Origin of the sequence: Clostridium puniceum, assembly GCF_002006345.1 — a bacterium.
Lineage (GTDB): Bacteria > Bacillota > Clostridia > Clostridiales > Clostridiaceae > Clostridium > Clostridium puniceum.
Map to the genome: position 1 here is coordinate 1 of NZ_LZZM01000189.1, position 26250 is coordinate 26250.

Here is a 26250-nt window from a genome sequence, read left to right on the forward strand (position 1 = left end):
TTATATATACATTCTAATAAATAAACTACATACACTTGGCTAACATTCATCTAAGGTACATGAGAGTTTAATGTATTAAATTAATTAGAACTTATATATAATAGAATTTATAGATTTAAAAAATTCATCTTTAGGAGGTACCTAATGAATTTATATAGAATTATGGTTGTTGATGATGAAGAAGAAATAAGGCTCGGAATTATTAAGAAAATTGATTGGGAGTCTAATGGTTTTATTGTAGTTGGTGATGCAGAAAATGGTCAAGATGCACTGGAAAAAGCAGAAAAGCTTCAGCCAGATGTTATAATGACAGATATTAAAATGCCATTTATGGACGGATTGGAATTAGGGGAAAAACTTGCAGAATTAATGCCATCTACAAAAATTATTGTATTTTCAGGTTGTGATGATTTTGAGTATGCTCATAAAGCAATTAAGATAAATGTTATTGAGTATGTCTTGAAACCGATTAACTCAATTGAACTTATAGAAGTGTTAAGGAGATTAAAAGAACAATTAGATAAGGAATATGATGAAAAACGAAATTTACAAACCCTTTATAAACATTATGTTGAAAGTTTGCCTGTAATTAGAGAACAATTTTTAGTTGGAGCAATTGAGGGAAGAATAAGTGAAAGTCAGTGGGAAGAACAAGCAGAAAAATTAGATATAGATTTTAAAGCGGGCTATTTATCAGTAGCGCTAATTCATGCAGATGGAACATTAACGTTAGAAGAAAATATTCTTTCAATTCAAAAGGAATCAGCATTAGTATCTATTTCGATAAAAAAAATAGTAGATGAAAATATGGAGAAGTATTGTAAATTTATTAGTTTTCTATATTCTGATATGGTTGTAATTATAGGAAATTTTGAAAAGAAGGAAGATATATTATCATTTATTAAAGGAACTAATGAAGTATGTAAAATTTATGAACGCATTATGGGAGTAACTATAACATCAGGTGTTGGATATACTTGTGATAGTCCTGTAAATATACGTTTTTCCTACAGAAGTGCTCAAAATGCTTTAGATTATAGCTTTATACTTGGGACGGGGAAAGCCATCTATATTGATGATGTTGAACCGGATCATTCTATTCAGCTTCAATTTGATGAGCAGGAAGAACGTGCAATGTTAAATGCTATTAAAATTTCATCAGAAGAAGAAATAACAGAAGCAATAGATAAATTATTTAGAAAAATTGAAGATCTGCTTTTGCCATTCAATAAGTATAGAATTTATCTTATGGAAATTATGACTTCACTTTTGAAACTTGTACAAACATATAATTTAAATATAGATGAAATTTTTGGGGAAAATTTTAATTGTTATAGCTATTTAGAAACGTTTGATTCTATCAATGATGTAAAAGCTTGGTTTATAAGGAAGTCTATTAAAATAAATAGTTTTATAAAAAGAGAACGTATAAATTCTTCTATGTTGCTTGTTGAAAAAGCGAAGCAATACATAAAAGAAAATTATAAGGACTATGATATTTCAGTAGAAAAGCTCTGTTCAAAATTACATGTAAGTCCAACATACTTTTCTACACTTTTTAAGCGTGAAACAGAAATGAATTTTGTAAATTATTTAACGTCAATACGTTTAGAAGAAGCAGTAAAGCTTTTAAATACAACTGATGATAAAACATATATAATAGCAGAAAAAGTTGGATATCCAGAAGCTAACTATTTTAGTTATGTATTTAAAAGAAAATTTGGAGTATCTCCATCAAAGTATAGAAAGAATTGAGCTGATATACTGTGAAAGATTTAATAAAACTTAGAATACAAAAACTGATAAAAAGATGTAAAGATACAAGTATACAGCATATAATATCAGTTTCATTTACTGTAATTTCAGTTATTGGAATGGTTATTGTAGGAGGTGCTTTGTATTTTCGTTTCATAAATTCTACTGAATTTATGGTATCAGAAAATAATAGAGCCATGTTAGAACAAGTAAATTTAAATTTAGATAATTATTTGCGTAATATGATGAAGGTCTCTGATACTACCTATTATAGCGTTATTAAGAAAAAAGATTTAGCAACAGAAAATATAAATAAAGAAATGGATTTGTTATATGAAACTAATAAAGATTCACTTATCAGCATATGCGTATTTTCAGAGCTAGGTGAAGTAATATCAGCATCTCCAGTTGGTCAGTTAAAAAGTTCAGTTAATCCAAGAGATAGTGAATGGTTTACAAAAGCATTAATTAGAAAAGAAAATCTTCATTTTTCAACACCTCATGTTCAAAATTTATTTGTAGATCCAAGCTATAAATATAAATGGGTAGTATCCTTAAGTCGTGCTGTGGAGCTTACAAATAATAAAAAAATAACTTCAGGCGTATTATTAGTAGATATAAATTTTAGTGGGATTGAGCAAATTTGTAAGAGTGTAAATGTTGGAAAATCAGGTTATGTTTATCTGGTTGATAGAGAAGGGGAGGTTATATATCATCCAAGGCAACAATTAATTTATTCGAATTTAATAGAAGAAAATAATAAGGAACAAGCAACTTATGAAGATGGAAATCATATGGAGACTTTTCAAGATGAAAAAAGACTAGTTACAGTTAAAACAGTTGGTTATACAGGGTGGAAGATTGTTGGAATTACGCCAATGTCAGATATAACCTCTGATTATCAACAAATTAGTCTTTTTGCAGTATTTATTATGTTTTTTGCAGTTTTTATACTTGTATTTCTTAATATGTTTGTTTCTTCACGAATAGCTAATCCAATAAAATCATTAGAAAAAAGTGTAAAGAAACTTGAAAATGGTGTAAAAGATGTTGATATTTCAATTAGTGGATCATATGAAATTCAACATTTAGGAAAAGCAATTCGTTCTATGGTTACTCAAATGCATACACTTATGGATAATATAATGATAGAGCAGGAATCAAAAAGAAAAAGTGAACTTGATGCCCTTCAAGCACAAATTAATCCACATTTTTTATATAATACTCTCGATTCTATTATATGGATGATTGAAAATGAAAATTATGATGGAGCTATTATTATGGTAACAGCACTCGCAAGACTTTTTAGAATCAGTTTAAGTAAAGGAAAAAATATAATAACTGTAAGAGATGAAATTGAACATGCACGTAATTATTTAACTATTCAAAATATACGCTATAAAAATAAATTTACATATGATATTGAAGTGGATCAAAAGACTCTTAATTTTGCTAGTATTAAATTAATTATTCAGCCTTTAATTGAAAATGCCATTTATCATGGCATGGAATTTATGGGTGGAGATGGTGAAATTTTAGTTAAAACCTATATAAAAGAAGAAGATTTATATATTGATGTTGTAGATAATGGACTTGGTATGTTACAAGAAGTTGCAGACACTCTTTTAACAAATGAAGCAAAAATTGAAAAAAAGAGTTCAGGTATAGGTTTAAAAAATGTTCATGAAAGAATACAATTATATTTCGGAAAAGCTTATGGTCTAAAAATTTATAGTGAACCGGATGAAGGGACAACAATTAGTATTCATATGCCATGTGTTGATTTTTATGACCTAAAGAAAAAGGAGGGAATAAGATAGTGAGGAGAAAGAGAAAACAAACAATCGTGATCCTGTTATTGCTTGTAGTACTGTCTTTTCTACTTCTTTTAAGTGATACATTAGACCATGAAAAGGATAAGGGAATATATAATATTTCAATTATTACTACAGGGAAAAATAGTGAAGGATTAATGATAATGAAGCAAGGCATAGATCAAGCGTCTTCAGAAATGAATGTAAATGTAAGTTTTGTTACTTTATCAGAAGATAATAATTATATTGAACAAACTGAACTTATTGCCCGGGAAATCAAAAATAGAGCAGATGCTATTATTATATCTCCAGTAGATTATGATAAAATGGCCGAACCTATAGAAAATGCAATGAAAAATATACCTGTTATATTAATTGAATCAACAGTTAAATCCGAGCATGTATTACCAAGTATTTCATGTAACAATTATAAACTTGGAATAAGTTTAGCTGAGGAAATGGTGAGCAATGGTAAAATTAAATCTAATATTGCAATTATAAAGAACAATTTAGAATGTAGCAGCATAAAGGAGCGGTATGATGGTTTTATGAGTGTTATGGATAAAACTGAAAATAATTATATATTATGGGAAGAAGTGGATGATAAGCAAGTTACTCATAATAATGAAGCAAAAAAATTACTAGAGGAAAATAATGTTGATGCAGTAGTAACTTTTGATTCAGATATGTTAGAAGGAGTTGCTCAAGCTAAAAGAGATTTAAGTAGTATTAATAAAGATAAAGCATATATTGAAATTTATGGAACAGGAAGTACAAGCAGAATAATTTCCTTTCTGGAGGACAAGGTAATAAGTGCAACTGCTATTCAAAATGAATTTAACATTGGATATTTAGCAGTAAAGACGGCAATATATAAAATTAATGGTAAAAATATTAATAATAGTACTATTTCATCAACTGTTATTAATACAAAAAATATGTATTCAGAGGAAAATCAAAAATTATTGTTCCCATTTGTTAGATAGAAGGATTGAAAAAATACCAGTTCATTTTTAGTTTATATTCGTTTACGACTAATAAAATCACATTAAGGGGTGAGGTTTAGTGAGAGTAGTTAAGAAACCACTAATATTGTTAATGATGGTTTCAATTTGCACTTCATTATCAGCGTGTGCTGTTAATACTAAAAAGTATACTAGCGGTATTAAAGAGATCAAAGTAGGAATGACATTATACAAACAAGAGGATGTATTTGTTTCTTCAATTACTAAAAATCTTGAAGAGATAGCCAAGGAAAAAGAAAGTGAAGGGAAATATAAAATAACTATTAATATTTTGGATGCAAAGGGAAACTTGAACAATCAAAATAATCAAGTAGATAAATTTATAGCACAGGATTATGATATTATATGTGTAAATTTAGTTGATCGTACTGCAGCATCAGTGATTATTGATAAAGCAAAAGTAGCTAACAAACCTGTAATTTTCTTTAATAGAGAGCCTGTTGAAGAAGATATGGAACGATGGAATAGATTATATTATGTTGGTGCGCAAGCAGACCTATCAGGAAAAATGCAGGCTGATATTATTATAAACGCTTATAAAAAAGATAAGAGGAAAGTAGATAAAAATGGAGATGGAAAGATTCAGTATGTTATGTTGGAAGGGGAACAAGGACATCAAGATGCTTCAATAAGAACAGAATATTGTATTAAAACTATAGCTGAAAATGGAATTGAATTAGAAAAATTAGCTGATGATACTGCAAATTGGGAAGGAGCTCAGGCAACTACCAAAATGACCAATTGGATTAAGAATTTTGGAGATAAAATTGAAGTGGTATTTAGCAATAATGATGCTATGGCTCTTGGTGCAGTTCAAGCTTTAGACAATTTAAATATTACTGAAAATAGACCTTTAGTTGTGGGAATAGATGGATTACCAGATGCTTTATCTGCAGTGAAAAATGGTTCTATGGTAGGAACTGTTATAAATGATTCTAAAGCACAGGCAAGTTCAATTTTTAATATTGCATATGAATTGGCTACTAATGGAAATGTAAATTCAATTAAGGTATTAGAAAAGAGGAAATATATAAGAACTTCCCATGCTAGAGTTACAAATGATAATATAGATTTATTTTTAGAAAATAAATAATATATGTTTTAATAAATAAATTGCAAACGGTTAATTGATAGATATGGTTTTAATACATAAAAACAAGTCAAAATGTGATTTTTATTTTTAGATAATAAAGATAGTTTACCTAAATTATTTCTAGGAAACATGCTGATAGTGCTAAAAATATACATTATATTGGCTTGTTCTTTTTTGATTCATTTCTAATAAATTTTTATGTTTATTTTAAATTTGTTACCATCTATTAGTATAAACCATTAGATTAAAAACCATAATAAAATTATAAAATATTTTAAGTCAAAATATTTATATATAAACATTTTTAATAGATGTAAGTGTAGATCCGATGAGGTTTAAAACGGGAGGCTTAAAATGAAGAATTTAAAAAAATTGTCAGCAATTATTTTTATAATTATTATGAGTTTAACAATATTGAGTTGTAATAAAAATACTATTTATACTAATCAGCGTGTAGTCGAAGGAGAACCAATTAAGGTAAGTGTATTATTATATAGATTTGATGATGCTTATATTTCTCTAGTGCGTCAAAGTTTAGAAAAAATTCAAAAGGAAAATAAAGGTAAGGTTGAATTTACTTTTTATGATGGGAAAAATGATCAATTAATTCAAAATCAAACTGTTGATACATTACTTGAAAAAAATAATACTGATCTTTTATTAGTAAATTTAGTAGAAACTAATAGTACACAAGATGTTATAAATAAAGTTAAAGAGAGGAATATTCCAGTGATTTTGTTTAATAGAGAACCAGTTTCTATAGAAGCTATTAAATCATATAATAAATCTTGCTATGTAGGAACAGAGGCAGCAGAAGCTGGTGGAATTCAAGGAAAAGTTATTACGAATGCATGGAATAGCAACAAGCCATCTATAGATAAAAATAATGATGGAATATTACAATATATTATGTTAATGGGTGAAAGTGATAATCTTGATGCTGTTACAAGAACAAAATATTCTATATTATCAATTAATAATTCAGGAATAAAAACACAAGAACTTGCTTTAAAGGTTTGTAATTGGAATAAAGACGAAGCTAAGAATGCTACAAAAGCATTATTTTCACAACTTGGAAATAAAGTTGAAGCAATAATTGCGAATAATGATTCTATGGCAATAGGAGCAATTGAAGCATTACAAGAGTACGGTTATAATAAAGGAAATAAAACTCAAACAATAACAGTAGTTGGAGTGGATGCAATACCAGAAGCACAAAAATTAATAAAGGAAGGGATTATGACAGGTTCTGTACTTCAAGATTCTGATGCTTTAGCTAAAGCACTTTATCAAATTGGAACTAATTTAGTTTATAACAGAAATCCTCTTTATGATACACAGTATAAATTTGATGCTACAGGAGTTTCCATCCGTCTTCCTTATGAAGAGTATATACCTCAATAATTATTTTTGGATAAAATGTAAAAGAATTAACTTTACAATATCATAAAGTTAAATTAGTATATTAGTTAATAAAATATAATTTTCAATAAAGATTCTTCTTTTTTGGGATTATTTTTTGCAATAATTAAAAATTTAAGGATGTGGGGCTAAAATGAGTAAATTAGAACAAATAATTGCGTATAACAAAAACTTTATAAATAATAAAGAATATGAAGAATACGTAACAACTAAAATACCGAAAAAGAAAATGGTAATATTATCGTGCATGGATACTAGATTAACAGAGTTATTACCTAAAGCAATGAACATAAAAAATGGAGATGCAAAAATAATAAAAGATGCAGGTGCAACTGTTATTCATCCTTTTGGTGGGGTAATGAGAAGTATACTAGTTGCAGTGTATGAATTTGGGGCAGAAGATGTTTTTGTAGTAGGACATCATGGATGTGGTATGAGTAATTTAGATACAAAAAGTCTTGTTAATAAAATGATAGATAGTGGGATAAAGGAAGAAACTTTATCAACACTAGAAAAAGCAGGAATTAACGTTGAAAGATGGCTTCATGGATTTGAATCTGTAGAGGAATCTATAAGAGAAAGTGTAAAAATGATAAAGGAGCATCCTTTATTTCCTAAGGATATAAAAGTTCATGGTCTTATTATGAGCCCAGAAACAGGAGAAGTAGAAATAATAGTAAATGGGGATATGAAATAAATAAGTATAAATAAATTTTATACTTAAAAGGAACTATATTTAATAATGATTTTTTTATAATTATTAAATATAGTTATTTTATTTTCTGAGTGTTTTGATATGAGTTTGTTAAAAAAGTGGTGTAATTTTACTGTAGAAAATTTCAAATTTTGCACTGTATACTAAGTAATATGTAGCTTAGCAAGTAAATTACCTTGATTCGAAATAATCTATAATATAAAAATAATGGATCTAATCTTAATTAGTAAAATAATTTACATAATTAATTAAAGCTCGAAGTTTCAAGTATATGTTTCCAATATCTTTTGGGCATCATTCTAGATTGTAATTTTGGATTTCTCCGCTCTTCAATAGTAGTAGATTTAAAAAAGGTCTTCCAAAGGTCAGAATACTCATCGCTATGAGATTTGAGTTTTTCATAAGTTTCTTTATCCATATAAATAATCTCATAGGAAAGTCTATTATATATTAAAGCTTTTTCTCTAGAAATATCATGAATAATAAAATATTCTTTAGAAAATCTATCTTTAAAATGATCACCAAGAAGTTCTAAAATATCATTATCAGGTTCAATAGAGGAATATAAAAATTTTTGATCAATATAATTAAATCTAATAAAACCATTAAATCTATGACATTCAAACGAAATTCTTTTATTAATATCATCAACAAGTCTCACTTCATTGATATTTAAAAAACTATGAACATCATGTCCCAGCTTAAAAGCTATTTTCAAATATTTAAAGATAATAATAGCTTTATCTTTATCATCACTTAAAAAAACCATATATATTTTTTTTAATGCAAACAAATCTATTTTATTTATAATAGCATTTTTTACTTTTTTAAACTTATCATTTTCAGTTGAGATTTCAATTATTTCTCCAAGTAAAAGAGGAATATTAGCATCATTAATTCCATAAATAGAGGTAGGTGGCTCTTTGGAATAAAAACCATCGTATATAGCAGTTAATAATCCTTCAAAAGTATTATCATATATAAATAATTTCATAATTATATCAATCCTTTCTTGATAAGTAGAGACATAAAAGTGAGAGCCCAAAAGGTGAATGTGCAAATTTTATATTTAAAAATATTTCCAATGAATTAAAATTCGCCATGTATAGAAGTAAATCTATCATTTAATCTTAATAAATTTGTTTCAGGCATTATAATATTTGAATATTTCTCTTTTTTATTAGAATAAATCATACTTGGATAAGAAATATTTTCTTTAGGTATTATAATGCCAGATGCTGTAGTTTTTTCTTCTATTGATGAGGTGTCAAAAAATGATATTTGATTAGGATTTATCCCCTTGTTTTTAGGGAGATTTTGCTCTAAAAGCTTATTTTTTATTTTATTATCATCAAAGGAAACATCACCATAATATCTGCCACTGCAAGTAATAAAATACTTAGCCCTTTTAAGTACCACCCTTAAATTTTTCAAATCCTCAAAAGTTAAGTTATGAACACGTCGAGTTTTTAAAATCTTTTTAGCAGAAGTGACACCAATACCAGGTATGCGTAATAATTTTTCATAAGACGCTTTGTTAATTTCAATAGGAAAATCGTTTAAATTTGATAACGCCCAATAGGTTTTAGGATCGAAATTTAAATCAAAATTATCATCATCATTTTTTAAAAGTTCATCAGCTTTAAAGCCATAATATCTAAGGAGCCAATCAGCTTGGTAAAGTCTATGTTCGCGAATCATAGGTGGATGTATTATATCAGGAAGCAGTTTATTATCTTTAATAACAGGAACATAAGCAGAGTAGTAAACTCTTCTAAGGCTAAATTTGTTATAAAGTGCTTCTGAAAGTTTAAGTATTTTTCCATCACTTTCAGGAGTAGCACCAACAATTAATTGAGTACTTTGCCCTCCAGGAACAAAGAGGGGCGTATTTTTTATGCTTTTTTTCATTTCATCATGATTAACTATGGAATTCTTAATAATTCCCATAGGTTTTAAAATATTATCTTTAGTCTTTTGTGGCGCTAAAAGTTTAAGGCTGTTACTAGAGGGAAGCTCTATATTAACACTCATTCTATCAACATATGTGCCTGCTTCTTGAATTAATTTTTCATCAGCGCCAGGAATTGCTTTAAGATGAATATAACCATTAAAGTTTTTTTCCAAACGTAGTTTTTTTGCTGTCTTAAGTAAAAGCTCCATAGTATTGTTAGGATTTTTAACAATAGCAGAACTTAAAAAAAGCCCTTCAATATAATTACGTCTATAAAAATTAATAGTAAGTTCACACACATCATCAGGAGTGAAGCTAACCCTTAAAAAGTCTCTAGAAGCACCGTTTATACAGTATTTACAATCAAAAACACAATCATTTGAAAATAATATTTTAAGAAGAGAAATGCAGCGTCCATCAGGAGTAAAGCTATGGCAGATACCAGCTTCAGAAGCATTACCTATTCCATTATTAGAGTTCTTTCTCTTTGAGCCAGAAGAAGAACAAGATACATCATATTTTGCCGCATTAGATAAAATTTTTAATTTATCCATTAAATCCATTTTACTACACTTCCTTTTAAATAGAAATAAAAAAAGAACATATATTCGTTGATATAATTATATACGAATGTACGTTCTGTTGCAACTATTCTTTCGAATTTATAAAGGTTTTAGTGAATTAATAAAAATAAAATTAATAGAAGTTTTTGAAATTTTAGAATTAGAAGTATTGAAATAAATTTAGAATGTTTTCTATTTCCTTATAAATTCCTTATAATTATAATTTATCCTTATTGTTATGAGGGAGGATGAAAAAATGAATGAAATTATTTTAGAAACAAAAAATTTATGTAAAACATTTAAGAAACAAGAGGCTAATAAGGATATTTCAATCTCAGTAAAAAGAAATTCTATCTATGGTCTTCTTGGAGCAAATGGAGCTGGAAAATCAACTTTTTTAAAAATGATAACAGGTATGCTTAGACCAACTTCTGGTGAAATTTTATTTGATGGACACAAATGGAGTAGAAAGAATTTAAATTGCATAGGATCTTTAATAGAATCAGCTCCTTTATACGAAAATTTAACAGCAAAAGAGAACTTAAAGGTTCGTACTACAGTGCTTGGATTACCAGATTCAAGAATTAAAGAAGTTCTTAATATAGTAGATCTTAAAGATACAGGAAAGAAGAGAGCAGGTCAATTTTCAATGGGAATGAAGCAAAGATTAGGAATTGCAATTGCATTAATTAATAGTCCTAAACTATTAATTTTAGATGAACCAACTAATGGATTAGATCCTTTTGGAATACAAGAATTAAGAGAATTAATAAAGTCTTTTCCTAAGAAAGGTATTACAGTAATATTGTCAAGTCATATGTTAAATGAAGTAGAGCAGATTGCAGACCATATTGGAATTATTTCAAATGGTGTATTAGGATATCAAGGTGAACTTAAAAAGGGACAAGATTTAGAAAAATTATTTATGGATATTGCTAAAAAATATAGAAAAGAGGCTTAAAGATGTTTAAATATTTTTTATATGAAAACACAAAAATTAAACGTACTTTTATAAAAAAATTAATTTGGTTAGCACCAATTCTAGTAATTATATTTTCATTTATTAATCCATTTACTTTTCAGGCCAATGTGTATAATTGGTGGTGTGTTTTGATGTTTCCTGGCACTCTATCTTTAGGTTGTGCACTTTTAAATAGAATAGATGGTTGTATGAAAAACAGAGCTATAATAGCACTTCCATTAGAATTAAAGAAAGTATGGATTGCTAAAGTGCTTATAGGGGTAAAAAATATATCTTTTTCTTGTATTATTATTTTTGTGGCAGCACAATTAGGTGCGTTTGTATTTCCAATAGACTATGGAAGCAGAATTCCAGTGTTAAATAGTTTGGCTGGGATTATTATACTTATAATTACATGTATGTGGCAAGTACCATTGTGGATGTTTTTAGAAAGTAAAATAGATATGTTTCCAACTATAATTTTAAGTGTAGCAGTTAATTTTTTCTTTGGTGTCGTTTGGTCTATAGAAAAGTATTGGTGGATGATTCCATTTGCATATAAAGATAGACTTATGTGTCCAGTATTAAAGATCCTTCCAAATGGCTTGCCAGCTAAACCGGGTAATCAAACATTTACTCCAGAATTGCTTAATACTTCTGCTATACCTTTAGGCATTGGAGTATCTATTGTATTGTTTTTAATAGTTACTTATTTAACAGCTAAGTGGTATGAAAGGCAGGAGGCGGTATAATATGCTTACATTTTTTCGCCTTATGAAGGCAGACTTTATGAAAATGAAGAGGACTCCATTTTATTGGATTCACATTGTTATGCCTATTATAGGTGTAACAACATTTCTGGTTTATTATTCTTTCACATCATTAAATACTGTAACTAAGGTGAATTTATATTTAGACGCTTTAGTAATAACTTTTCCTGTATTAATTGGAATTATATGTTCCATGGTAGTACAACAAGAAGCTGTAGCAGGAAAATTTAAAGAAATGATTGGAACAAGATATGGAAAAAGTAAATGTCTTTTAGGTAAGATATTAATACTGCTGTGTACAGGTTTTCTTTCTTTTACTTTAGCAATAGGTGCTTTTTATATTGGGTTTCAATATTTATTAAAACAAAACTCATTACAGTTTTCTTTTTATGCTAATATAATATTAATTATATTTTGGTGTCAAATTTTTATTTATCTATTTCATTTATGGTTGAGCATTAATTTTGGAAGTGGAGCATCCGTAGGAATTGGGATATTTGAAAGTTTGGTTTCAGCATTATTTATAACAGGACTTGGTGATGGAATATGGCAATGGATACCTTGTGGATGGGGCATTAAAATTTGCAATAATTTTTTTATTAAAGAAACAAATTCAGCAGATATATTTAATAAGATTGCAGATATAAATGTTTGGAGTAGTAATAGTATGATAGGCATTAGAAATAGTGTAATATTTACAATTTTCTTTGGAGTTTTTTTGTTAATATGGTTTGAGTTTTATGAGAGTAATGGAGAAAAACAATAGATTACTATGTTAAATTAAAAATGATTAATTATTAAATTTAGTTATAGTAAAAGCAGGAGGTATCGAAGATATGGCGCATATTTTAGCAATTGACGATGAGGAAGGTATATTAAAAATAATAAAAAGTGCATTAGAAAAAGAAGGTCATAATGTTATGACTTTTTCGAATTCAACTTTATTACCAAAAGAGGAATATGTAAAATATGATTTAATTCTGCTTGATGTTATGATGCCGCAAATTGATGGATTTTCTCTTTGTAAAGAAATACGAACTTTAGTTGATTGCCCCATTATTTTTCTAACAGCAAAAACTATGGAACAGGATATTGTAATGGGACTAAGCTTAGGTGGGGATGACTATATAGCAAAACCTTTTGGAATTAATGAATTAAGAGCTAGGGTTTCAGCCCATTTAAGACGTGAACATAGAGAAAAACAAAATGCATTTTCTATTTCTGGTCTTAAATTTAATATAACTGGAAAAGAAATTTATTACAATCAAAAATTAATTAATTTTACAAAAAGTGAATATAGTATTTGTGAATATTTAGCTATAAATCATGGGCAAGTGTTTTCAAAAGAACGAATCTATGAAAATGTATATGGCTATGATGGAAACAGTGATACGGCAACAATTGTAGAACATATAAAGAATATTCGTAATAAGCTTAAAAATATAGGGGTGAATCCAATAGAAACAGTTTGGGGGATTGGATACAAATGGAAGTGATAAAAAGAGAAAAAAGCATTTCTAAGATTTTTGCAATATACATAATAATTTTTTGTATAGTAGTAGCTATTCTAATAGTATCTGATTCAGCTTTATTTCTAGTTGCAGCAGATAGAGGATTTATTTTGCCAGCTAATTATTATGAACAGCAGATTGAAAAGTATAGAGATGATATAGCTAAAGCACAAGATGTTAGTAAAATAATACCAAAGGAATGTGATTATGCAGTTTATAATTTAGAAGGCAAGATGCTGCAAGGAAATTTTTCAGAAGAGAAATCATTAAATATATGGCAGCTTGTTCAAAATGAAGAAATAATTAATGGCAATAAGTATTATAAAATTATACAGAGAAAAGGTGAAGTATGTGTTGTTGAGTATACTCTAGTAAGCAGTTTTGCTAATCCTACTTTAAAAAAATATATTCCTAACGCTGAGTTGGGATTTATAATTATATTTTTAATTTTATTTATTTTTGAAATAATTATTGTTTCCAAATGCTTTAGAAATAGGATGTTAAAGGAAATGCAAATTTTAAAAGATACTACAAAAAATATACAGATGAAAAATTTAAATTTTGAAATGAAATATTCAAATATAATAGAAATTAATGAAGTACTTTATGCCTTAGATAAAATGAAAATGGAATTATATGAATCTCTTAATAAGCAATGGGAAATGGAAGAAATGCGTAAAGAACAAATAGTAGCATTAGCACATGATATAAAAACTCCACTTACAATTATTAAAGGAAATTCAGAACTTTTAAATGAATTGGATTTAAAATCAGATCAAGCTGAATTTAATAAGCGTATTTTAATTGAAGTAAGTAATATGGAATCTTATATCAAATCTTTAATAGAAATTATGAAATCAGAAAAAGAACCTGCAATTGAAAAGAAAAAGATAGAGTTAAAAGCATTTGTAAAGGAAATTATTGAACAGGGAATTTCAATGAGTATGAAAAAACAATTAAGATTTACGAGTGAAATTAATGAACTTCCACAATTTGCATTTATTGATAAAGTGGAATTAAAAAGAGCTATAAATAATGTTATTTCTAATGCAATTGATTACTCACCAATAAATGGAGAAATAATATTTTATTGTGATTCTAATGACAAGTATATAAGGTTTATAATCGAAGATTCAGGAAGTGGTTTTACTAAAGAAGAATTAAAGTCAGCAACAGAGCAATTTTTTCAAGGAGATAAAAGCAGAAATTCAAAAAATCATTATGGAATGGGTTTATATATTGCAAAAAAGTTTATTGAAAGGCATAATGGAAGAATATACTTGAGTAATTCTGAAAAGTTTGGCGGCGCTAAAGTGATTTTAGAATTACCAAGTACACTTTATTAAAAGCAATAAATTAATTATATTTTAGAAAAGCATCCCAATGGAACTATTATAATAATGGAATGGAACTAGATATAATTCAGTTTAATTTATGTAAACAGGAGGATGAAAAATGATACTTTCAGGAAAAGAAATCAAAAATAAACTGGGGAAAGAAATTAAAATAGAGCCTTTTAGTGAGAACCAGCTTAATCCCAATAGTTATAATCTAAGATTACACAATGAACTATTAGTTTATGATGAAACAATTTTAGATATGAAAAAGCAAAACAAAGTGAAAAAGATAATTATACCAGAAGAAGGTTTAGTCTTAGAACCTGGAAAGCTTTATCTTGGAAGAACTTTAGAGTATACAGAGACGGATAAATATGTACCAATGTTGGAGGGAAGATCTTCAATTGGAAGATTAGGATTATTCATTAATGTTACTGCTGGATTTGGAGACGTAGGATTTAAAGGATATTGGACATTGGAAATATTTTGTATTCAGCCAATAAGGATTTATTCTGACGTTGAATTATGCCAAATATATTATCATGCCGTTGAAGGTGATTATGATATATATAATAGTGGGAAATATCAAAACAATGAAGGTGTTCAACCAAGTCTGCTGTATAAGGACTTTGAACTTTAATTTATTTTTGAAACGTCAAAAATTCAAATTTAAAATTTTTTCTATTATACTTTTAGCTGTTTTAATCATATCATCATTTACGTGTGAGTATGTTTCCATAGTTTTTTTGACATCGTGTCTAAGAACTTTGCAGCAGTTTTAAAATCTATTATTACACAAATTAGCAGTGCAATACAACTAGTGTTAACAGATACACAATAAGCAACAGTTTAACTTTTAATAGTAGCCTTTAAGATTACTATTTCATATTATGTAATGATTGAATTAGTCTCCATGTCTTATAATGTTGGCACAGGTGGTCTGTTAGGCTCTACATTATACAAAAATGTAGTTGCAGGCAAAGAGAGAGTGGAACTATAACAAGCAATTTTCAAGCTTGGTCAAAAATCTACCTTCATTTTTTTGTAATAATATATTAAGAAAAGGTTAACATGATTGACAAACAACTGACAAAATCAAATGATAATATGTTAATTAGAGAAAGGGTGTTTGATAATATGATAAAAGGAAATGATGAATTAGAAATTATGCACAAAGTTACATCAAAAGAGAAAAAAATATTAAAGAAAGCACTAGATGGAATAAAGGGATGGAACTTTAACCCTATAGACGTAGTTACTAATGGCATAGGAGATTATTATTTTATATGTAAAGTAAAAACAATAATAGAAAATCTGCAAATGAAAATGGCGAGAATATATATAAAAATACAAAAAGATAATAAGCCAAGATTATTAAGTATAGAAGAGATAGCATAAGAAATTAAAGATATTTATATAGTATTTTTACACGAAACATATAAATTAAATTATTCAGTCGGAAGAAAACAAACATAAAGTAGAAGAGATTATTTTTTATAGCAGAACTTTATCTGAAATAATTTCTTCTAAAAAAGAATCAATATATAATTTTTTTTGAAAGTTAAAGCAGTAGCCAGGAGTAATCCACTACTGCTTATTTTATTTAAAATGAATTGAATAAATGATATGTTATATAATGAGAATAAAGTTTTCAGCTTAAGAGTACGATAAATTTAATATAAAATTGGCAAAGCAGTTGAAAAACTGTGACGCAAAGCTAAAGGGCCTTTTCCTTTAAAAGGATGGCAGCCAGTTGCAAGTCTTTGCCTATTTGAAATGAATAGGAGGAAAATAAAATGAGCAAAAAAATTTTAATTTGTGATGACACTAAATTTATGAGAACCATGTTAAAGAATTCTTTGGAGAAAGAGGGGTATGAAGTAGTTGATGAAGCAGAAAATGGAGAAATATTAATTAAAAAATATAAGCAATTAAAACCTGATTTAATATTAATTGATGTTACAATGCCTGTAATGGATGGAATTAGCGCACTTTCATCTATAATGGAGATTGACCCCAATGCAAATGTGATTATGTGTTCTGCAATGGGACAAGAGGAAATTGTTATTAAAGCTATTAAAGTTGGGGCTAAAGATTTTATTGTTAAGCCATTTAAAACTGAAAGATTAATAGAATCTGTTAAAAAAGTACTAGGAAATTAAAAAGAATATTGATATATACGGAATATTCAATAAGTTATTGTGAAAATGAGGAGGGGAACAAATGACATATGTATATTTGATGAACAATGAAAAGTAGATAAATAATGATATAGTAAAAAGTCATGTGGAATATTTAAAAGAATTAAGTAGACAAGAGAAACTTGTGCTTTGTGGACCTTTTAAAGATTATCCTGGAGGAATGGTCATAATTTGTGCACAAGATCTTATTGAAGCAACAAATATTGCCAAATCTGACCCATTTATTGCATCAGGGTGTAAATCTTTTGAAATCAGAACGCTTGAATTAGCCAATGAAGAGAACAATTATTTACTTTAATCAAAGAGTGCGAATATTCTCTTTAGTGCACAATGGTAAATAAATGTAAACTTAAGATTATTTATATTTAAAAAAGGTGGATATTTATATGGGAATATTGTCTAACAGTGTACATACGGGGCTATTTGTTGAAGATATTGAAAAGATGGTGACATTTTACAGGGACATCTTGGGATATGAAACAGATTGGGAGGGAGGACAGTTTGTAAGTTTCAAAGTGAAAGATGGTGGTCTGTTTATGTTTGACAGGAAACAATTTGCTGAGGCGATGAATCAACCTTATTACTCACCAATGGGATTCAATCTGACAATGCAAATAGGTATAGGTGTTCCTACTAAAGATGATGTTGATAGAGAATATGAACGGCTAATGAAACTTGGTGTTAAATCACTCACAGGAGAGCCAGTTACACAACCTTGGGGGCAAAGAAATTTTTGGATTGCCGATCCTGAAGGTAATTACATTGAAATTGGTTGCTAAACTTATAGAGTATTCCAATAAGCAATATTAGAAATTATTTTACTTCGCAGTATGAAAATTGAATGTTTACAATTTATTATATAATTTTATAAACTATGGTAATAAATTATTGTGTATTAGTAAAAATAAATAATAATTTATAAATAAACAAAAAATCACTAGAAAACTTCTAGTGATTTTTTAAATACCTATGACATTATGATAACACAATAAAAATTATAAGTCTAGTAATATATGAATAGAATGATAAAATTTTATTATCAGGTTAACTTGCAAGTACATTTGATTATAGTAAAAAGTTTAAACTATAAAGGAGAAGAAGTATTATGATAAAAGAAATATTTGCTAAAGAACTTATTACATTTGAATATCCACCAGATGGGGGAATTGTTCCTATTATTGATCCTTATGATGGATGTACAATTGGATGTCCTTATTGTTTTCAATTAAATAATCCAAATTGGAATAAAGAATTACTTATTAAATTAAATATGCCACAATTAATTAAAGAACAATTAAAGGACTGGGATAAAAGAAAAATAATATATATAGGTAGTAAATGTGATCCTTACATGGAAATAGAAAAGAAATATAAATTGACTAGAAATTGTTTAATAGAATTAAGTAAACTTCATATACCAACAATGATTACTACAAAATCACATCATGAGATTATATTTAGAGACATAAATGTATTAAAAAATTATGAAGCAGATTTAACTATACTGTTAGGTCTATCAAATTTGAAGCAGTTGTCAAGTTTAGAGAAATCTCATACAGTCAAAAATATTGAATTAGCAAATACATTACATGAACAAGGAATAAAAGTGTGGACTTTTATAACTCCAATTTTACCAGGTATTACAGATGTAAATAAAATGATAGGAAGTTTAAATAAAGATATACCAGTGTTTTTAGATAAGTTGAGGATAAAAAAAGATAGTATACCAGCAGAAAAAATGCTTAAATATATAAATAATAAATATCCAAATTTAAAATCCATATATGAAGATATCGTATTAAATGATACAAATGAGTACATTAATGAATTAAGAAATACATGGAAAAATAATTTTCGAATAAAATTTGTATTTGATTAAAGAATTAAGTGTTAGTTAACGCACAATCATAGAATATGGTAAATATGATTTGATATTATAATACTAATTCTATCAAATTTTAATATAGAGATTTGATATTGAAAAGGCAGTCTCAATTAAAGACTGCCTGTTTTGGGTTTATACATACGAATGAATTAAGTGAACAAAAATTACTAATGTAATTTCTAGGTTAATTCTTTTGTATAGGAGTTACAGTATCACGCTCAATTAAAGAATTTATAAGTATTATTCGTTTACTATAAGAATTATCAAACTCAATTTTTTCTAACAACAATGTTGCTGCATTAGTTCCAAGATGAAACATATTTTGATCTATCGTAGTTAATTTAGGTTCAACAAATTTACTTAAATCAATATTATCATATCCTATAATAGATATATCCTTTGGAACATCTAAATTTAACTTTTTGCAGGCATTAAGAACACCAACGGCCATAAGATCATTACATGCAAAAACAGCAGTTGCAGAAGATTTTTTTAGTATATCAAGAAATATGTTAATAGTATTATCAACAGTTTCAGAACTATTTCCATTTCCTATGTTAATAATATTTTTGCGATTAAAATTATTTAAGTCATTCATGGTTTCGATATATACTTTTTCTTTTACATCATAAGAATAACTGTCTTTTCCTCTAACAAATAATATATCTTTATGGTTATTTTCTAGCAGATAATTTAAAGCCATACTTGCACCCATTGCTTCATCATTGATAACTGATGAAATATTGCTAGACACTGAATGACCATTTACAAAGACAATAGGTGTTTGCTTTGAAATACCATGATAAAACTTGGATTTAACATTATCTGTATTAGGGTCAATAACTATTATTCCAGATACATTTCTAGAGAGTAAATTGTTAATACATAGTTTCTCATCTTCACTATCATTATTACTGCAGGCTAAAACTAAAGATAACGAATTAAGCTTTAAGCTGTTTTCAATACCAGTTATAACCTCAGGGAAAAACATGTTATTAATACTAGGAACTACAACACCTATAGTAGCTGACTTTTTTTGTGTGAGCTCACGGGCCTGCATATTAGGTATATAGTTAAGTTCTTCTATTACTTCTAATACTCTCTTTTTTGTTTCAGCTTTTACAGGGTAATTTCCGTTCATTACCCTTGAAACTGTTGCAACTGATACATTTGCTTTTTTAGCCACATCTACTATGGTTAATTTCATAATTACTCCACCTTATAATGTATTTATATATTTATCAAAGGCTGCGAGGCCTGCTTCATCTCTTTTGAAAACGCCAGCATGACATAATACTTCTAGGAATTTAAGTCCAACTTCCTTTTGTAATATATTATAAGCATTTTCTTCAGATATATCTGAATATTTTTCTAAAAGATACTTATACCAATCAGCATGAACCGCTATTGTTTCATTGGCTGAAACATCAGGTACTTTATTAATTAAACAATCTTTTAAAATATTTAACTCTTCTTTTAATCTAGCAGGAAGAACTGCAAGTCCCATAACTTCAATAAGTCCTATATTTTCCTTCTTTATATGATGAACTTCATTGTGAGGATGGAAAATACCAAGGGGATGTTCACTGCTAGTTCTGTTGTTTCTAAGTACTAAATCAAGCTCGTATTTGCCATTTTTCTTTCTAGCAATAGGAGTGATAGTATTGTGGGGCTCATCACTTGAATGACTTAGTATACCTACTGATTCATCAGAATAACTTCTCCAAGATGTTAATATATGATCTGCTAAATCTAATAATTTATTTTTCACATTTCCTGAAATTCTAACAACAGACATAGGCCATTTAACTCTGCTTACTTCAAGATCTTCATAACCAGCTATAGTATATTTTTTATCAACAGCAGCTTCAGCCATAGCAAACGTATAGTGACCACCTTGATAATGATCATGGGAGAGTATAGAGCCTCCAACTATAGGCAAGTCTGCATTAGATCCAGCAAAGTAATGAGGTAATATATCTGTAAATATTAATAAGTTTCTAAAAGTATCTTTGTTGATTTTCATAGGTATATGCCTATCATTAAATATTATGCAATGTTCATTATAATAAGTATAAGGAGAATACTGCAAGAAATACTTTTGCCCTAAGGTAAAGTCTAAAGGTATAATTCTGTGAGTTTGTCTAGCTGGATGATTTATGTGTCCATAAAAACCTTCATTTTCTTTACATAATAAACATTTAGGGAATGAACTTGATTTTATTAATTTGGCTTTTGCTATATCTCGTGGATCTTTTTCTGGTTTTGATAAATTTATTGTTATATCTAAATCACCATATTCAGTCTTAGCTTTCCATACAATGTTTTTATCGATTCTATCTTTTCTTATATAGTTAGAAGCTATGCTTAAATTGTAATAATATTCAGTAGCCTTTTCAGGATCTTCCTTATATAATTTGTTAAATTTATTTATAACTTCTGATGGTCTAGGCATAAGACAATTCATTATTAAAGTATCAAATAAATCTCTTTCTGTAACAGTATTTTCAATTAAATTTTGCTCAGCTGCATAATCTAATATATTTTCTAATATAGGGGTAGGTGTTTCTAATCTCTCATTAACTTCTTGAGGATCAAATTCATTTAATTTAAGTGTTCCAAGAAGTAGGTTAGTAGAGTAGATTTTATCTTCTTCTGTTATAAGATTTTGCTGAAGAGCAAAATTTATAAGCCTGTTTATTTCATAATTTATCATTTTGAATCCCCCTTATTTACGGTCTCCATAACCATCGGGATGAGATTTATGCCATCCCCATGCAGTGTTTATTACATCTTTTACATCTGTATATTTTGGATCCCAACCTAAGATTGTCTTTGCTTTTTCATTTGAAGCAATTAATCTTGCAGGATCTCCAGCACGTCTTTCCCCAATAACAACTTTAATATCTTCATTAGTAGCTTCTTTTGCTGAAGTAATCATTTCCTTAACGCTGAAGCCAACTCCATTACCAAGGTTGAAGATATTACTTTCATTACCTTTTTGTAAATATTCGACAGCTTTTATATGTGCATCTGCTAAATCAAGCACATGAATGTAATCTCTAATACATGTACCGTCTGGAGTATCGTAATCTTCTCCGAACACAGTTATAGCTTCTCTCTTCTTTAATGGAACTTGAAGAATTAATGGGATTAAGTGAGTTTCAGGAGAATGATCTTCACCAATACTTCCATCTTCAATAGCACCAGCTGCATTGAAATATCTTAAAGAAACATAATTTATTCCATAAGCTTTACTAACCCATTTCATCATTTTTTCCATAGTTAACTTTGTTTCACCATAGGTATTAGTTGGATTTGTTTCGTCTTCTTCAAGAATTGGAATTTTTTTAGGTTCTCCATATACTGCAGCAGTTGAAGAGAATACTATATTTTTAATATTATGTTTTACCATACTTTCAAGTAAAATTTGCATTCCATACACATTATTATTGAAGTATAATAATGGTTTTGTCATACTTTCACCAACTAGGGAATTAGCAGCAAAATGTATTATAGCTTCAATATCATTTTCAGTGAAAACTTTATCTAAAAATTCAGAATCTCTTATATCACCTTTATAAAATTTTGCCTCTGAATGTACAGCTTTCAAATGACCAGATTGTAAATTATCAATTATTACAACTTCCTTATTTTGTTTTATAAGTTCATACACTGTATGAGAACCTATATATCCAGCACCACCACAAACTAATATTGACATATTAACATCTCCTTAATATATATTTTAAAATTCTAATATGATAAAAATATAAATAAAATATTAGATAAGTATCATTTAAAAATTAAATTCTAAAAGAAGAGAAGACCTATGGTTTTCATCCACAACTCTTAATTCTCCACAGGGTATCTTAAAAAGGATATTAAATCTTAACCGAGTTTCCTTGTTCCATCAGAAATACTAACTACGTAGAAATCTGGTTCATAGCCTATTCTTTCTTTATATTTAACTGCGATAGTTTGTTTAAAATTATCAATACATTCATCTTTTACAATGCTAACAGTACATCCGCCGAAGCCTGCTCCAGTCATACGAGAACCAATTACACCTTCAGTTTCCCAAGCTAATTCAACTAAAGTATCTAATTCTATTCCAGTAACTTCATAATCATCTCTTAAGGAAATGTGAGAATAATTCATAAGTTTACCGAATAATTCTAAGTTGTTTTCTTTTAATGCTTTTACAGCTTTTAAAGTTCTTTGATTTTCATATACAGCATGTTTAGCTCTTTTTGCTTTGATTGGATCGCCGATACAATCTTTTACTTCTTCAAATTCTTTTTCAGTAAGTTCTCCTAAAGCTGTGATATTTTTAACTGTTTGTATTTTATCTAAGGCATCTTCGCATTCACTACGTCTTTCATTATATTTAGAGTCAGTTAACCCCCTCTTTTTATTTGTATTTCCAATTACTATTTTATATCCATCAAGATTTAATTTGCTGTATGAGTATTTTAAAGTATTACAATCTAAAAGTATAGCACAACCTTCTTTACCCATTCCAATAGCAAATTGATCCATGATTCCACAATTTACACCTATAAATTTATTTTCAGCTTCTTGACACATTTTAACTATATCAACCATATCAATGTTTAAGCTAAAGGATTCATTTAATATAGTACCCATTAAAACTTCAAGTGAAGCAGAAGATGATAATCCAGAACCATTTGGAATGTTACCATAGAAAATTATTTCAAAACCATTTGGAATGTTAAAACCATGACTTTCAAAAGTTTTAATTACTCCCTTAGGATAATTAGCCCAATTATGTTCTTTTTCATAAACCATATTGTCTAAAGAAAATTCTATAACTCCTAATTCTTTAAAATTTAAAGAATGAACTAAAACCTTATTGTCATCTCTTTTAGCAACGACAGCATAAGTTCCAATAGTTAATGCACAAGGGAAAACATTCCCACCATTATAATCAGTATGTTCACCAATTAAATTAACTCTTCCTGGTGAAAAGAAAACACTTTCAGAGTCTTTTTTAAATAGTTCAGTAAAATCACTTTTTAATAAATTAATATCGTACATATTTAACTCCTCCTTCTTTTAATTTTATAGTAAGCGATTTCTATTGAAAAGTAAAGAGGGAATCGAAAAAAATTAATAATATCTAAATTCTTAAAGGCGAGAATTGCATTAATATCTATAATTAAACTTAAAAATTACGTTTACATGTGAAATTGTTAATATATATTTGTTTTTTAAAGTACAGCATAATTACAATTGTGTAAGAGGAATATGTAAAAAATATATTTAAAATAGAAAAGGGTTACTAGATATATATTATGTAGCAAATAAAGATTATTATACATAAAGGTTAGAAGCAGATATTCATAGTTTAGATAGTGTGAATAAGTTAAAAAACATAATATGTAATTGGGATTAAAAGAATTAGCTTAAAATACTCAATTTAATAATATTTAATAGGCAACCTATAAATTTATATGCGCCCTTCATAGTAATAGTTTTATTATTTTAACTATCTACTGTAAAAAGAGCATATCAAATTAAGCTGCCTATTGGTATTCTTATTATTTTTTTGAGTGAGATTTCTTATAGGAATTGTTATTAGGATTCATGCTATTCATATTGTTCATCCCCATATTATTTTGATTTCCCATTAACATGCTTAAAAGTGAATTAATATCACCCATATTAGAATTAGCACTGTTCATATTAGGATTGGCACCATTCATGTTAGTATTATTACCATTCATATTATTATTATTGCCCATGCCACCCATAAGCATATTCAATAAAGGATTTCCGCCCATGCCAGAATTCATGTTTCCACCCATAGCTCCCATAAGCATATTTAATAAGGGATTTCCATTAAACATATTCATATTAGGGTTCATACCACTCATTTGATTTGAGTTATTTCCCCTATTTTGGTTGGACATAGAGTTCATCATATTATTTCCAAGTCCTCCACCCATACCAGAAAAGAGAGAAGCAAGAATCATATTTATTAAAGGATTCATTTTACCACCTTTTAATTAATTGCTTTAATATAATCTATTGCAGTTAATACCAAAAGGGTACAGATAAATTCTTCTTTTAGAATTTAAATCTATAAAAACTTTCATTTTATTCAGCTGATAAATTACTAACGCTTTGAATTAATTTGCAAATTCAAAACTTAATTTTTCTTATGAAGGATAAAAATATACTTACAACATATGAAATTAAAAAAAATTGATATTTCTATGAAAATTTAAATTACAATGAAACAGTATTATATGCAACATTTTCGGTAGGTATAAATAAAAAATTAATGTATATAAAACAATGAAATAAGGAAAAACAAAATATAGAATATATTTTTAAGAATCTGGGAGTTATTTATGAAAATTGGAGACGTTGAAATAGCTATAATCGATATAATAACATTTATAGGAATAATAATTACTTTTTTAACTGGTGTTTTTAACTTATTTCAGAATAAAAAAAGCCTTTATATAAATAATATTACAAGGTTTAGGGTTATTTGGATTACTACACTTCGGGGCCATATTGCTAATCTTAAAGAGTTAAGCAATATAACTAATTTATATATAATAGCTAAGGATGGAACTAATAAGATAAGTTATAGAAGAGAACTAGAGAAAAATGTGTCATTAATAAAGATGTATCTTAATTTTATGTCAAAGTTAGATAATGAATTGATATTTAAAATAGAAGATTTAAAAGCTACAATTAATAGTTATTTATTAATGTCTTTTTGTAAAAATTCTATTAAAGTTGTGGAGAATAATGATGAACTTGTGAGTAAATTTAATGAGGTTGTGGATATAATAAATGAAAAAAAAGTATTAAGGGAACTTCTGAATATAGTACAAGGTAATGGAACTGAAATTAAAGGTAATGACTTATTAGAATTAAGAAAAAATATAAAAGCAGCTTATGGAGATGATTGTGCATTAATAAAAGAAATTCTTAATCATAGTGAATATATAATAAATAATTTAGAAAATGAGATTGAGAATTTAAATAAAGATATAGATGATATTGTGCAGATATATTTGAAATCAGAGTGGATTAAATGCAAAATAGAAACTAAAATGTGGCCTTTTAGCAGGTATAATGAAGAGAAGATAGTAAGTAAGTTAGAAAAGGAGTATAGTCGTAATAAATAAATAAGCAGGTTTTAAAATATAGATATTTATCTATATTTTAAAACCTGCATTTATTTTAGGTGTAAATTAGAA

The 26250-nt window shown here is 27.6% G+C and carries 25 protein-coding genes, 1 pseudogene and 1 riboswitch; of the genes and pseudogenes, 19 read left to right on the plus strand and 7 right to left on the minus strand.

The features are described 5' to 3' along the window. Window positions 1–144: 144 nt before the first annotated feature. The 6 genes from CLPUN_RS16985 to CLPUN_RS17010 all read left to right on the plus strand — a co-directional run bounded on the left by CLPUN_RS16985 (window position 145) and on the right by CLPUN_RS17010 (window position 7806). Window positions 145–1755 carry a response regulator gene (locus CLPUN_RS16985; RefSeq protein WP_077848432.1) on the plus strand — a complete coding sequence of 537 codons (1611 nt, stop codon included), beginning with the start codon at window positions 145–147 and terminating at the stop codon, window positions 1753–1755. Window positions 1756–1766: 11 nt separating this feature from the next. Further along, window positions 1767–3575, plus strand: coding sequence for a sensor histidine kinase (locus CLPUN_RS16990; protein WP_077848433.1), 1809 nt, complete (start codon window positions 1767–1769; stop codon window positions 3573–3575). Then, a complete protein-coding gene (locus tag CLPUN_RS16995) occupies window positions 3575–4555 on the plus strand; it encodes a substrate-binding domain-containing protein (protein WP_077848434.1) in 981 nt (326 codons plus the stop codon). The genes CLPUN_RS16990 and CLPUN_RS16995 overlap by 1 nt, the downstream gene beginning before the upstream one ends. Window positions 4556–4634: 79 nt before the next feature. After that, a complete protein-coding gene (locus tag CLPUN_RS17000; RefSeq protein WP_077848435.1) occupies window positions 4635–5687 on the plus strand; it encodes a galactose ABC transporter substrate-binding protein in 1053 nt (350 codons plus the stop codon). A 354-nt stretch (window positions 5688–6041) separates the two neighbouring features. Further along, window positions 6042–7091, plus strand: coding sequence for a galactose ABC transporter substrate-binding protein (locus CLPUN_RS17005; RefSeq protein WP_077848436.1), 1050 nt, complete (start codon window positions 6042–6044; stop codon window positions 7089–7091). A 151-nt stretch (window positions 7092–7242) separates the two neighbouring features. Then, window positions 7243–7806 carry a beta-class carbonic anhydrase gene (locus CLPUN_RS17010; RefSeq protein WP_077848437.1) on the plus strand — a complete coding sequence of 188 codons (564 nt, stop codon included), beginning with the start codon at window positions 7243–7245 and terminating at the stop codon, window positions 7804–7806. 262 nt (window positions 7807–8068) lie between these two features. Here CLPUN_RS17010 and CLPUN_RS17015 read toward each other — a convergent pair whose 3' ends face one another. Next, on the minus strand, window positions 8069–8818 hold the full coding sequence (locus CLPUN_RS17015; protein WP_077848438.1) for a TIGR03915 family putative DNA repair protein: 750 nt from the start codon (window positions 8816–8818) through the stop codon (window positions 8069–8071). 95 nt (window positions 8819–8913) lie between these two features. Beyond that, entirely contained in the window at window positions 8914–10341 is a 1428-nt protein-coding gene (locus CLPUN_RS17020; protein ID WP_077848439.1) for a putative DNA modification/repair radical SAM protein, read from the minus strand. A 256-nt stretch (window positions 10342–10597) separates the two neighbouring features. Here CLPUN_RS17020 and CLPUN_RS17025 point away from each other — a divergent pair, with 256 nt between their 5' ends. The 12 genes and pseudogenes from CLPUN_RS17025 to CLPUN_RS17075 all read left to right on the plus strand — a co-directional run bounded on the left by CLPUN_RS17025 (window position 10598) and on the right by CLPUN_RS17075 (window position 19000). After that, the gene (locus tag CLPUN_RS17025; protein WP_077848440.1) at window positions 10598–11302 is read left to right on the plus strand and encodes a lantibiotic protection ABC transporter ATP-binding protein; all 705 of its coding nucleotides are present in this window, start codon (window positions 10598–10600) and stop codon (window positions 11300–11302) included. A gap of 2 nt (window positions 11303–11304) precedes the next feature. Continuing rightward, window positions 11305–12054, plus strand: a complete 750-nt coding sequence (locus tag CLPUN_RS17030; protein ID WP_077848441.1) for a lantibiotic immunity ABC transporter MutE/EpiE family permease subunit — start codon at window positions 11305–11307, stop codon at window positions 12052–12054. Window position 12055: 1 nt separating this feature from the next. Then, the gene (locus CLPUN_RS17035) at window positions 12056–12838 is read left to right on the plus strand and encodes a lantibiotic immunity ABC transporter MutG family permease subunit (RefSeq protein WP_077848442.1); all 783 of its coding nucleotides are present in this window, start codon (window positions 12056–12058) and stop codon (window positions 12836–12838) included. Between the two features lie 70 nt (window positions 12839–12908). Further along, entirely contained in the window at window positions 12909–13568 is a 660-nt protein-coding gene (locus CLPUN_RS17040) for a response regulator transcription factor (protein WP_077848443.1), read from the plus strand. After that, complete coding sequence (locus tag CLPUN_RS17045; RefSeq protein ID WP_077848444.1) at window positions 13559–14929, plus strand: sensor histidine kinase; 1371 nt, start codon at window positions 13559–13561, stop codon at window positions 14927–14929. Before CLPUN_RS17040 ends, CLPUN_RS17045 begins: the two co-directional genes overlap by 10 nt. Before the next feature lie 109 nt (window positions 14930–15038). After that, window positions 15039–15560, plus strand: a complete 522-nt coding sequence (dcd, locus tag CLPUN_RS17050; protein ID WP_077848445.1) for a dCTP deaminase — start codon at window positions 15039–15041, stop codon at window positions 15558–15560. A 264-nt stretch (window positions 15561–15824) separates the two neighbouring features. Next, window positions 15825–15943 (plus strand): annotated as a pseudogene (locus CLPUN_RS28805) (glycoside hydrolase family protein); the annotation flags it as partial. Window positions 15944–16057: 114 nt separating this feature from the next. Next, window positions 16058–16318 carry a hypothetical protein gene (locus CLPUN_RS17055; protein WP_077848474.1) on the plus strand — a complete coding sequence of 87 codons (261 nt, stop codon included), beginning with the start codon at window positions 16058–16060 and terminating at the stop codon, window positions 16316–16318. Window positions 16319–16596: 278 nt separating this feature from the next. After that, window positions 16597–16681: riboswitch (cyclic di-GMP riboswitch) on the plus strand. A gap of 35 nt (window positions 16682–16716) precedes the next feature. Further along, window positions 16717–17082, plus strand: coding sequence for a response regulator (locus tag CLPUN_RS17060; RefSeq protein WP_077848446.1), 366 nt, complete (start codon window positions 16717–16719; stop codon window positions 17080–17082). 109 nt (window positions 17083–17191) lie between these two features. Beyond that, window positions 17192–17419: a YciI family protein gene (locus CLPUN_RS28810; RefSeq protein ID WP_278281668.1), complete on the plus strand. Its 228-nt coding sequence runs from the start codon at window positions 17192–17194 to the stop codon at window positions 17417–17419. Window positions 17420–17507: 88 nt separating this feature from the next. Next, a complete protein-coding gene (locus CLPUN_RS17070) occupies window positions 17508–17900 on the plus strand; it encodes a VOC family protein (protein WP_077848447.1) in 393 nt (130 codons plus the stop codon). Between the two features lie 326 nt (window positions 17901–18226). Beyond that, window positions 18227–19000, plus strand: coding sequence for a radical SAM protein (locus CLPUN_RS17075; RefSeq protein ID WP_077848448.1), 774 nt, complete (start codon window positions 18227–18229; stop codon window positions 18998–19000). Window positions 19001–19190: 190 nt separating this feature from the next. On the opposite strand, the gene CLPUN_RS17080 is transcribed toward CLPUN_RS17075, so the two are convergent. From CLPUN_RS17080 to CLPUN_RS17100, 5 genes are all read right to left on the minus strand, one after another. Next, window positions 19191–20213, minus strand: coding sequence for a LacI family DNA-binding transcriptional regulator (locus CLPUN_RS17080; RefSeq protein WP_077848449.1), 1023 nt, complete (start codon window positions 20211–20213; stop codon window positions 19191–19193). A 12-nt stretch (window positions 20214–20225) separates the two neighbouring features. Continuing rightward, entirely contained in the window at window positions 20226–21722 is a 1497-nt protein-coding gene (gene galT, locus CLPUN_RS17085; protein ID WP_077848450.1) for a UDP-glucose--hexose-1-phosphate uridylyltransferase, read from the minus strand. Window positions 21723–21734: 12 nt separating this feature from the next. Beyond that, the gene (gene galE / locus CLPUN_RS17090) at window positions 21735–22730 is read right to left on the minus strand and encodes a UDP-glucose 4-epimerase GalE (RefSeq protein WP_077848453.1); all 996 of its coding nucleotides are present in this window, start codon (window positions 22728–22730) and stop codon (window positions 21735–21737) included. A gap of 167 nt (window positions 22731–22897) precedes the next feature. After that, window positions 22898–24067, minus strand: a complete 1170-nt coding sequence (locus CLPUN_RS17095) for a galactokinase (protein ID WP_077848454.1) — start codon at window positions 24065–24067, stop codon at window positions 22898–22900. A gap of 503 nt (window positions 24068–24570) precedes the next feature. Next, complete coding sequence (locus CLPUN_RS17100) at window positions 24571–25023, minus strand: RNA-binding protein (RefSeq protein ID WP_077848455.1); 453 nt, start codon at window positions 25021–25023, stop codon at window positions 24571–24573. Between the two features lie 363 nt (window positions 25024–25386). Between CLPUN_RS17100 and CLPUN_RS17105 the strand changes: the two genes are divergently transcribed. Then, entirely contained in the window at window positions 25387–26178 is a 792-nt protein-coding gene (locus CLPUN_RS17105) for a hypothetical protein (protein ID WP_077848456.1), read from the plus strand. The last annotated feature ends 72 nt before the right edge of the window (window positions 26179–26250 follow it).